General features: G+C 68.0%; 6 protein-coding genes and 3 pseudogenes. 4 read left to right on the top strand and 5 right to left on the bottom strand.

Going from position 1 to position 7,809, the window contains the following annotated elements; all coding sequences use genetic code 11:
• The 3 pseudogenes from LQV45_RS13810 to LQV45_RS13800 all read right to left on the bottom strand — a co-directional run.
• Positions 1-99 (bottom strand): annotated as a pseudogene (locus tag LQV45_RS13810) (IS481 family transposase); the annotation flags it as partial.
• A gap of 128 nt (positions 100-227) precedes the next feature.
• Positions 228-1,418: pseudogene (locus LQV45_RS13805) on the bottom strand (4-hydroxybenzoate 3-monooxygenase).
• Between the two features lie 135 nt (positions 1,419-1,553).
• A pseudogene (locus LQV45_RS13800) lies at positions 1,554-2,291 on the bottom strand (IclR family transcriptional regulator); the annotation flags it as partial.
• A 133-nt stretch (positions 2,292-2,424) separates the two neighbouring features.
• On the opposite strand from LQV45_RS13800, the gene LQV45_RS13795 reads away from it, so the two are divergent.
• Positions 2,425-3,726, top strand: coding sequence for an MFS transporter (locus tag LQV45_RS13795; RefSeq protein WP_374208214.1), 1,302 nt, complete (start codon positions 2,425-2,427; stop codon positions 3,724-3,726).
• Between the two features lie 13 nt (positions 3,727-3,739).
• On the opposite strand, the gene LQV45_RS13790 is transcribed toward LQV45_RS13795, so the two are convergent.
• Positions 3,740-4,822, bottom strand: coding sequence for an FUSC family protein (locus LQV45_RS13790; RefSeq protein WP_230007523.1), 1,083 nt, complete (start codon positions 4,820-4,822; stop codon positions 3,740-3,742).
• 243 nt (positions 4,823-5,065) lie between these two features.
• On the opposite strand from LQV45_RS13790, the gene mscL reads away from it, so the two are divergent.
• The 3 genes from mscL to LQV45_RS13775 all read left to right on the top strand — a co-directional run bounded on the left by mscL (position 5,066) and on the right by LQV45_RS13775 (position 7,261).
• Positions 5,066-5,596, top strand: coding sequence for a large conductance mechanosensitive channel protein MscL (gene mscL / locus LQV45_RS13785; protein ID WP_230007522.1), 531 nt, complete (start codon positions 5,066-5,068; stop codon positions 5,594-5,596).
• A gap of 93 nt (positions 5,597-5,689) precedes the next feature.
• Positions 5,690-6,283 (top strand): DinB family protein, encoded by a 594-nt coding sequence (locus LQV45_RS13780; RefSeq protein ID WP_230007521.1) that lies wholly within the window; start codon positions 5,690-5,692, stop codon positions 6,281-6,283.
• A gap of 96 nt (positions 6,284-6,379) precedes the next feature.
• Positions 6,380-7,261: an ACT domain-containing protein gene (locus LQV45_RS13775; protein ID WP_230007520.1), complete on the top strand. Its 882-nt coding sequence runs from the start codon at positions 6,380-6,382 to the stop codon at positions 7,259-7,261.
• A gap of 63 nt (positions 7,262-7,324) precedes the next feature.
• Here LQV45_RS13775 and LQV45_RS13770 read toward each other — a convergent pair.
• Positions 7,325-7,809: diacylglycerol kinase family protein (locus tag LQV45_RS13770; protein WP_374208213.1), on the bottom strand; the 485-nt coding region annotated here is incomplete at its 5' end.

The raw sequence follows: 7,809 nt of genomic DNA, 5'->3' as shown, positions 1-7,809 counted from the left end.
CTGCTCGGCAGCCCGGGACACCGGCCAGCCGTGGTCTACGACCAGACGCGCGACGCGCAAACGTTGGCGTGGAGTCAAAGCGGCATTAGCGTGAGACATTGAGGACCTCCTGGTCGCTGCAGCGGTTGTCTAAGCAACTCCACTGTGCAACCGGAGGTCCTCACCTTTAGGTCAACGACTCCAGCGAGTCATCACATTCACCGAACCAACGTCCCTGGGCTGTACATCTAGCGGGCCCCCGGCCAGCCGGTGTAGGCCTCCGCGAGGTAGGCGCTGCCGTGGCGGGAGGACACCACGGACTGGAGCTCGCCCAGCTGGCGGGCGCGGGAGAAATCATCGGCGCCGGCCGGGGTGTGCAGCATGGAAGTCATCCAGTAGGAGAACTGCTGGGCCTTCCACACCCTGTTCAGGGCGCGGTCGCTGTAGGCGTCCAGGAGCGCGGCGGAGCCGGTGGCGTAGAAGCTGTCGAATCCCTCGAAGAGGACCTTGACGTCATGCAGCGCCAGGTTCAGGCCCTTGGCCCCGGTGGGCGGCACCGTGTGCGCGGCGTCTCCGGCGAGGAACAGGTTGCCGTGCCGCATGGGGGCGTGGACAAAGCTGCGGAATTTCAGGACCGTCTTGTCGATCACGGGCCCTTCCTTGACCTCGAATCCGTTGCCGTTGACGCGGCTGCGGAAGGCCTCCCAGATGCGGTCCTCATCCCAGTTGTTGACGTCCTCGTTGGGGTCGCACTGGAAGTACATCCGCTGGACCGTCTCCGTGCGCTGGCTGATCAGGGCGAAGCCGTTCTCCGAGTTGGCGTAGATCAGCTCGTCGGAGCTGCGCGGCGCCTCGGCCAGGATGCCGAACCAGGCGAAGGGGTACTCGTGGAAGTACCACTTGCGGTGCGCCTCGGGAATCTGGAACCGGCAGTGGCTGCGCGAGCCGTCCGCGCCGGCGATGAAGTCGGCCTGGAGCTCGTACTCGACGCCGTCCGCATCCGTAAACCAGACCTTGGGCTTGGCTTCGATGTCGTGGATGGTGGTGTCCGTGACGCCGTAGCGGACATCGCCGCCGTCGGCCTTCCGGCGTGCGGCGAGGTCCAGGAACACGTCCGTCTGCGGGTACAGCCACACCGATTACCCGACGAGGTCCTGGAAGTCGATTCGGTGGCTTTCGCCGTTGAAACGCAGTTCGATTCCGTCGTGCCGGTCGCCGTCACGCAGCACGCGGTCGGAGACACCGCTGTCGACGAGCATGTTGACCGAGCCGTGCTCAAGGATGCCGGCACGGACCGTCTCGGAGATCTCCTGGTGGCTGCGGATCTCCAGCACGGTGGATTCGATGCCGGCCTTGGCCAGCAGGTGGGACAGCATGAGTCCGGCCGGGCCGGCCCCGATGATGGCTACCTGGGTGGTGATGACTTTTCGCTGTGCCATGTGAGTCTCGCTTCGTTGCGGGGTCCCGGCGGTCGGGGCCGGGGCCGTTTTCGTCTTCCGACTAACAGTGTGCTCCCCCGGGGGTGATGCGCGTGACATGGATTGCGCTGAATGGAATACAGGATTCTCGCGGGGCTCTCCCAGCCGCCGTCCGATCCCCCGCGCCGCCGTCTGGAGGGCGGGAACAAGCGCCTGCAGGCGCACCTCGCGAAGGGGAACAACGACGCCGAGGGCCGCCACAGCGTGCTTCCTGCGGTCCAGCACCGGAACCGCGATCCCCCACGTGTCAGGGTCCACGACGCCGGCCAGCTGGGCATAGCCCCGATGGGCGGCCTCGCCAAGGAGGGCGCGGAGATCCTCCAGCGCCAGCCGGCCGGTCGGATCACTGAATCCCTCGAGGTACTCGGCCTGGACGGGGCGGGGCTGGTTGGCCATGAGCACCAGCCCGGCGGAGGACACGTGCACGGGCATCCGGCCGGCCACCTGCGCCCGGTTGGCGACGGAGCCGCGGCGGGACAGCCGCTCCACAAAGAGCGCTTCCCGCCCGTCCAGCACCGCGAGGTTCACGTTTTGATGCAGCACCTGCTGGATGTCCTCCATGAAGGGCAGGGCTGCCTGGCGGAGTTCGAGCGTGGGGGAATTGCGGTTGGCGAGCTCCCAGAGCCGCAGGCCCAGGCTGACGGAGCCGCCGGGGCCGACGTCGAGCAGGCCATGCCCGGCCAACTGCCGGACGAGTCTGTGCGCGGTGGTCAGGGGGAGCTCCGCCCTCGCGGCAAGCTCCGAGAGCGGCAGCGCCGTGACGCCTTCAGGGAACGCGGCAATCAACCGCAGGACCCGGTCCACCACCGAGTCGCCGGAGTTCGAGTTGGCCACCATATCCCTTCCGTTGAATGGTTTTAAGTGTCCCATGCAACACGGCGCGGTGATACAACTCTCACAATGGAAAGAGGCCCGGCGAACACCGGCCGGGGCACGGAATGACCTAAACACTAGCGCTGGGGTAACAATGTCAACGTCGTCATTGGACAAGTCGTCGTCATCGGGAGAGAAATCACGGTGGCCCGTGTGGCTCTGCTGGCTGGCCATGGTGCTGGACGGCTTTGACCTGGTGGTGCTCGGCACGGTCATCCCGACCCTCATCAAGTCGCAGGAACTTGGCTTCGACGCCGTTGGGGCGACGTTCGCCGCAACCGTCTCCCTGGTGGGTGTGGGGCTCGGCGCGCTCTTCATCGCCCCGCTCTCGGACCGCTTTGGCCGGCGGAACCTGCTGGTGGCCTGCGTGGCGTGGTTCTCCCTCTTTACGATCGCCGTCGTCTTCGCACCCAACGTTGCGTGGTTCAGCACGTTCCGGCTGCTGGCGGGCCTCGGCCTGGGCGCCTGCCTGCCCGCCGCGCTGGCGTACATGAACGACTACGCACCCGCCGGAACGGCCGGAAAGTCCACCACCCGGACCATGACCGGGTACCACGTCGGCGCCGTGGCCACCGCGTTCCTGGCCCTCATGGTCATCCCAAGCTGGCGGACCATGTTCGTGGCCGGCGGCCTGGCCGGCTTCGCCCTGGTCCCCTTCCTGTGGTTCAAGCTTCCGGAGACCCTCCCGCCGGTCCACCACATCCCCGCGGCCGCCAAGTCCCCGGCCGGCAGCCAGGCCCGCACACAGGCCGCGGCCGCGCCCGCGGAAGAACGCGCCAGCTTCCGGGATTTGGGCCGCAAGCCCTACCCGCTGATAGCAGCCGGTGTGGCCGTGGCGTCCTTCATGGGGTTGCTGCTGGTCTACGGCCTGAACACCTGGCTGCCGCAGCTCATGGCCTCCGCCGGTTACAGCCTGAACGCCGGCCTCGCCTTGCTCCTGGTCCTGAACGTGGGCGCCGTGGTGGGCCTGCTGATCGCCGGCGTCCTGGCCGACCGGCACGGGACCAAGAAGATCGTCCTGCTCTGGTTTGGCCTCTCCGCCGTGTTCCTGGCCGCGCTCAGCATCCAGATCCAGAACGAGGTGGTGCTCTATGCCGCCGTCTTCGTCACCGGCGTGTTCGTCTTTAGCTCCCAGGTTCTGGTCTACGCCTGGGTCACCCAGCTCTTCCCCGTCCGCCTGCGCGGCACCGCCCTGGGCTTCGCCGCCGGCGTGGGCCGGCTGGGGGCAATTATGGGCCCGGCCGTCACTGGCGCGCTGGTGGCCGCCGGCATCGCCTACCCGTGGGGCTTCTATGTTTTCGCCGCGGCCGCGGTCCTGGCGGTCCTCGCCCTCGCCTTCGTCCCGCAGACCGTCCCGGCAGTGTCCCGCGCCGGCGCCAGCGTCGGGCACTCGTAGCCGTCAGGCGCGCCTAGGAGAAGCGCTCCGGGGTCCGCGCCTCGCGGCGGCCCCTGAGTTCGCGCCACGCGCCGGGCGCCAGCACGACGGCGATGCCGACGGCGGCGCCGATGATGGTCTCGACGATTCTGTCGCGGAGCAGGAGGCCGGGCGGCACGGGCGCCACGAGAAGCGTCGAGGTCAGGGCCAGCGGCGTGACGAAAACCTGCGCCAGCATGTACTGGCGCGCTATGAACATCTCGGCGCCGAACTGGCACGCGGCAATGACCAGCACCGTCTGCCAGGGCGTCGGCTGCAGGAGCAGGATGCCGGCGAGCAGCACCAGCCCCAGGGCTGTGCCCGCGATTCGCTGCAGGCCGCGGCTGACGCGGTGCCGGGTGGTGTGGCCCACCAGCGGAACGACGGCGGCCACCATCGCCCAGTAGTTGTGGCCAATGCCCAGCCATTCCCCGGCCAGGGTTCCCAGCGTTCCCGCCAGGCCTGCCGCCACGAGGTAACCCCAGCTTTCATGCCACGCGGCGCGTTTCTCCCGCGGAGTGAGGGCCGCCGGTCTCGGATTCACCCACGGGGTCCGGTGGCTCCGGGCCACCCGCGAGGACAGGCCGAGCAGCAGGGAGAAGGCCACCGTGAGGACGGCCACCAGCATGGCCTGCCACAGCGGCGGCTGGTTGGGGATTGACGCGATGGCCGCGAACGCGAAGATATGGAACAGCGAACCGGAGGGGCGCAGGCGCCACCACGCGACAACCAGGGAGCAGCCCCACGCGATCACGGTGGTGGCCACGACGAGGACCCAAGTGGTGCCTGCCGCCGACAGCCCGGCCAGGGCGTCCACCCGCGCGGTGAGGGCGGCCAGGAACATCACCAGCAGCATCAGCCCGCCGCCGCGGACCTGCAGGGTCAGACGCCTGGCGTGCGGCTCGTTGCGGCCGTAGATGCCGGTGAAGGCGCCGAAGGAAGCGAAGATTGCCAGATCCAGGCGGTCCAGCAGCACCAGCGTGATCAGCGGAACAAAGACTCCCACGGCGCAGCGGAAGGCAACCTGGTGGTCCTTGTTGCCCGGCGCGATGGTGAACATCTCGGCGAACACCTTCATAGCGCCGGCCTCACAGCGAAAAAGCTCTTCATGGGCGGGTTCTCACGCATTTGTTCATGAGTTCAGGCGCCTTTCGTTACAGCCGGAGTGTTACGACGGCGGCGCTGGCATCCAAGAGGGAGTTTACGCCGGAACGGCGCGGCGGCGGCATCGGAATCCGTTGATCGGGATCGGCCGGCTGCACCGCGAAGTGGTAGCGTCTATCGGTTGAATCAAGCCCGCAACGCACACCGGAGGTTCCCCATGCTCAAAGGATTCAAGGATTTCATCCTGCGCGGCAACGTGATCGAACTGTCCATTGCAGTCGTGGTCGGCACCGCCTTCACGGCCCTGGTCAGTGCCTTCACCGCAAACGTCGTCAACCCGATCCTGGCTGCCGCCGGCGGAGTCGAGACCCACGGCCTGGGCTTCTACGTCTGGCCTGGCAACGACAAGACCTTCGTCAACATCGGCGCCGTGGTGACGGCCTTCCTGACCTTTCTCATCACCGCCGCGGTGGTGTACTTCATTTTCGTGGCCCCCATGAACCGGATCAACCGAATGGTCAAGAACCGGCTCAAGGCAGCCGAACCCGAGGAGAAACCGATCCCGGCCGACACCGCTCTGCTGGCCGAGATCCGCGACCTGCTGGCCAATCTGGCCGGCCCGGACTCCGCCGCCACCCGTGCCCGCGTCGGGGAACACCCGGACGGGGAAAACCGGGACGGGGAGTACCCAGACGGGAAGGCACACTCGTCCGAGCCGGCCGGAACCGCAAGCCGAACTCACGTCTGACCCGTCCTTGCCGGGCCCTCTGGCGGGCGGCCGGACCGGAGTGCTTTGATGTAGGGGCCCGCCGCGCGAGCTGGGCTGCCAAGGAGGAACACCATGCCGGACCTTAGTTGGAACCACGAGCTGGTGGACCAACTGGACTGGCATTTTGCCAATAAGGCCCGGCCGCGGCTGGAGGGGTTGACTGACCACGAGTACTTTTGGGAGCCGGTACCGGGCTGGAATGTCCGCCGCAAGGACGCCTCAACACCGCTGGCCGCGCCGGGTTCGGGCGAATTCACCATAGATTTCAGCTACCCGGAGCCCATTCCTGCTCCGGTGACAACCATTGCATGGCGCCTGTGCCACATTCTGGTCGGCGTCCTCGGCGCACGCACGGCATCGCACTTTGGCGGCCCACCGTTGGACTACCAGAGCTTCGCCTACCCCGGCACCGCGGCCGGGGCACTGGCCCAGCTGGACGAGTACTACGGCCGGTGGATCCACGGCGTGAAGGGCCTCCACGAATCGGGATTGGCGGCACCCTGCGGGCCGGCCGAGGGCCCGTACGCCGATGCCCCCATGGCAGCACTGATCCTGCACATCAACCGTGAGATGATCCACCACCTGGCCGAGGTCGCCCTGCTCCGCGACCTTTACGCCCACCGCCACCTGCTCCAGCGCGGCCCGGAGGGTGGACCGGGCCTGTAACAGCACGATCACCTGGCCTGGCCCGGTCCCGGTCCCGGCGCGAAACCGTCACCCGGCGGCAACCGGGCCGAAACAGCCGGCCGGGATCATGGGCGCATGACGCGCACCTCCGCAGGCAAAAACCCTGCCAAAACCACCGGCAAAGCCCAGTCCCCGGCCACCTCCGAGTTGAGCTGCGAAGTGTGCGGCCAGATGCCCGAACCGACCAAGGCACGGCTGACCCTGGCCAATGTCGCCGTGATGCTCCCGATCGAACTGCTGGTGCACGCGGCGGTGGTGGAAACCCACCTGCCCTACGTTGCCAAGGTCCTGGTGCTGACCCTGACCGCGACCATCCTGGTGATCTGGGTGGCCGAGCCCTCGGCGGCCCGGATGCTCAGGGGCTGGCTGCATGCCCCGGCCCTGCGGCACCGCAAACGGCTCGACGCCGCACCCGCCCTGTGGCGGGCGCGGACCGTCCTGAAAGACAAGCCCGGGTCGCTGCAGAAACTGACGCAGGCCCTGGCCGGCCTGAACACGAACATCCTCAGCATTCATGTTCATCCCGTGGCCGGCGGTGTGCTGGACGAGTTTGTGCTCTCGGCCCCGGGCGAAGTCCGCGAAGCCGAGCTGCTCCGGGCGCTGCGGGCCGGCGGCGGAGCGGACCCGCACGTCTGGCCGACCACCGCCCTGGCCATGGCCGACGGGCAAACCGGCGCACTGAGCCTGGCCGCCCGGATCGCCGCCAGCCCGGAGGAGCTGCCGCTGGCGGTCGCGGAACTGCTGCGGGCACGGATCATCCCCGGAACGGCCGCCGGCATCACCGAGGGCCCGCCCTCCACGGGCGGTGACGGGACGGTCCTGAAAATCCCTACGGCGTGGCACGGGCCCATTACGTTTTCCCGGCCCGGCGAGCCGTTTACGCCAGCCGAGTCCGCCCGCGCACACCGTTTGGCCGAACTCGCGGAGATCCTGGCGCACCGGCCGGCGGCGCGTTAGCCGGCCCGGCTGGCCGGTGGCCCGGCTGGCCGGTGAAATAGCCGCCCGATGGTTGGCGCGGGGTCAGATGCCTGTCATCCGGATGGTGAGGGCATCCTGCTCGACCGTGACCTTGAGGTGCTTGGCCTTGCCGAGCGGGTCGCCGTCGAGCTGGAATTCCTGCTCGTGGGCGAGTTCGATCTCGGCTGACTTTCCGGCGAAATATTCCACCGACGCGTTCTTGGAGTTCCTCCGGCCGAAGACGCCGGCCAGCACATCCAGCCAGCCGAACCGGCCGATGGGGGCCAAAATCACGACGTCCAGGATGCCGTCGTCGATCTTGGCGTCGGGGAAGATCTCCACGCCACCCATGATCTTGCCGCAGTTACCCACCATCACGCTGCGGATGCGGCGCCGTACCGGGTGCTCACCGTCAATGCTGATTTTCGCCCTGATGGGCTTGCCCGGCAGGTGCCGGATGCCCGCCTCAACGTACGCGAGCCAGCCCACGCGGTCCTTGAGTTCGTCGACGGTGTTGGCCATGATGGCGGCGTCGTAGCCAAGTCCGG

The sequence above is a fragment of the Microbacterium sp. Bi128 genome (assembly GCF_918698205.1).
The sequence above is the reverse complement of the archived record's forward strand: the minus strand, read 5'-3'. Positions and strand labels throughout refer to the sequence as shown.

What these genes read in the sequence shown, in the direction of transcription:
- LQV45_RS13795 (WP_374208214.1), top strand. Translation starts at nt 2,425, where the DNA reads ATGTCAACGTCGTCATTGGACAAGTCGTCGTCATCGGGAGAGAAATCA.
- LQV45_RS13790 (WP_230007523.1), bottom strand. Translation starts at nt 4,822, where the DNA reads ATGAAGGTGTTCGCCGAGATGTTCACCATCGCGCCGGGCAACAAGGAC.
- mscL (WP_230007522.1), top strand. Translation starts at nt 5,066, where the DNA reads ATGCTCAAAGGATTCAAGGATTTCATCCTGCGCGGCAACGTGATCGAA.
- LQV45_RS13780 (WP_230007521.1), top strand. Translation starts at nt 5,690, where the DNA reads ATGCCGGACCTTAGTTGGAACCACGAGCTGGTGGACCAACTGGACTGG.
- LQV45_RS13775 (WP_230007520.1), top strand. Translation starts at nt 6,380, where the DNA reads ATGACGCGCACCTCCGCAGGCAAAAACCCTGCCAAAACCACCGGCAAA.